2 protein-coding genes and 1 pseudogene are annotated in these 1,985 nt (G+C 32.0%); all 3 read left to right on the plus strand.

Annotated elements, in window-relative coordinates:
- The coding region (locus EC396_RS17980) for a hypothetical protein (protein WP_205757954.1) at positions 1-184 on the plus strand (184 nt) is incomplete at its 5' end.
- A 490-nt stretch (positions 185-674) separates the two neighbouring features.
- The gene (locus tag EC396_RS12150; RefSeq protein WP_129366938.1) at positions 675-1,628 is read left to right on the plus strand and encodes a tRNA-dihydrouridine synthase; all 954 of its coding nucleotides are present in this window, start codon (positions 675-677) and stop codon (positions 1,626-1,628) included.
- 132 nt (positions 1,629-1,760) lie between these two features.
- Positions 1,761-1,985 (plus strand): annotated as a pseudogene (locus tag EC396_RS12155) (alpha-glucan family phosphorylase); the annotation flags it as partial.

Here is a 1,985-nt window from a genome sequence, read left to right on the forward strand (position 1 = left end):
ACCTACTTTTGACTTAATTCCATTTATAACTTGTCATTCCGACGAAGGAGGAACCATATCCAATGCTCAATTTTATGTGATTTCTCATTGCAATCGAAATGACAAAACATGCTTTTTAGTATTTGTAGTAACAGATCCCCGCATACGCGAGGATGACGGTTCAAAGAATACTGTTACTAATTAATAATGAATAATGAATAATTAATAATGAAGAAGGAATAATGAATACTGACTTAAAACCTAAAACTTAGAACTTAGAACTGCTACTGAAAACTGACTTTTGACTTTTGACTTTCAACTTTAGACTTTATAACTTAGAACTGCTACTGAAAACTGACTTTTGGCTTTTGACTTTCAACTTTAGACTTTTGACTTTCGGCTTTCAACTTATAACTTATAACTTATAACTTAAAACTGAGTACTAATTACTTCCCTTTTTTCTCGCGTTTTGCGGCTTTTTTTTCTTTGGCAGTTTTAGCTGGTTCTTTTTTTACATTCTTTTTTGCGTCTTGACTCTTTGCCATAATATGGTTGTTTTTAATTAGTAGTTTTGTTTTTTTACACTATTGTAAATGTACTTAATTGTTTTGTACATTTTAATAAGTTATATCATAATATTTTGAATGGTTAAAACCAATTTAAAGTAACGTATATTTGCGGCTTTATTTAGTTATATGAATCATACACTGCTTTCGTCTCCCTTGCAAGGGTTTACTGATTATAAATTTCGCAATGCTTTTCAAAAATATTTTGGGGGTATTGATACTTTTTATGCTCCATACATTAAATTAAATGGCAAACTGGAAATTAAAAAATCGTATGAACGTGATTTATTGCCTGAAAACAATACTAGCCTCGAGTTAATTCCGCAGATTATTACCAATGATGCTGATGAATTTTTGTTTGTGGCTAAATTTGTTCAGGAATTGGGTTATAAAGAACTGAACTGGAATTTGGGTTGTCCCTACCCTATGGTTACCAAACGTGGTATGGGGTCTGGACTTATTTGTGATTTTGCAAAAATTGAACAAATTTTACAAAAAGTGTACGATAAATCGGATATTACAGTATCTATGAAAATGCGTATGGGTTATGAAAATAGCAACGAAATTTTAGCAACCTTGCCCATATTAGCGCAATTTCCGTTAAAAAACATTGCCATACACGCGCGTATTGGCAAACAATTGTACAAAGGTGGCGTAGATTTAGATGCTTTTGAGCGCTGTATAGAAAATACAAATCATAAATTGTACTACAATGGTGATATTACATCGGTTGCTGTGTTTGATAAAATGCAACAAAGATTTCCAAGCATAGACCATTGGTTGATTGGAAGAGGCTTGATTGCTGATCCGTTTTTACCTAGTATGATCAAAAACAATACCCAGCACTACCCTGCCAATAAGATTGAAATTTTTAAAGATTTTCATCAAACTATTTTTGAACAGTACGAAGCTTCACTTTCGGGAGCGCATCATATTTTGTTAAAAATGACCAGTTTTTGGGAGTATTTTGCTACCCATTTTACAGATCCGCACAAAACATTTAAAAAAATTAAAAAATCGAAAAGCTTAAAAGCCTATCACCTGGCTGTACAAGAAATTTTAAATGATGAAAAGAGACGATAAGTTGTTTTAGCACAAAAACAATCTTTCAATTTTAACCAATATAACAAAATTTTAACTAAACATGTTAAAATAGCACATAAGAATTTGACAGGTAAAACCTATTTTTGCCCTGAAACATAAATACATACAAACATGAATCACGAATATAGCAAATGGCATCATCCGTACAAACCAGCAAAAAAGTTCGATAAAAAGGTCGCTTACTTTAGTATGGAATTTGGAATACACCAGGCTTTGAAAATTTATTCAGGTGGATTAGGATTTTTAGCTGGATCTCATATGCGCTCTGCTTTTGAATTGAAGCAAAATATGATTGGTATTGGAATGCTTTGGAAATATGGTTATTACGACCAGGCA

The sequence above is a fragment of the Lutibacter sp. HS1-25 genome (assembly GCF_004121075.1).
Taxonomy (GTDB): Bacteria; Bacteroidota; Bacteroidia; order Flavobacteriales; family Flavobacteriaceae; genus Lutibacter.

Coding starts and splice junctions, on each gene's coding strand:
- EC396_RS12150 (WP_129366938.1), top strand. CDS start 675: ATGAATCATACACTGCTTTCGTCTCCCTTGCAAGGGTTTACTGATTAT.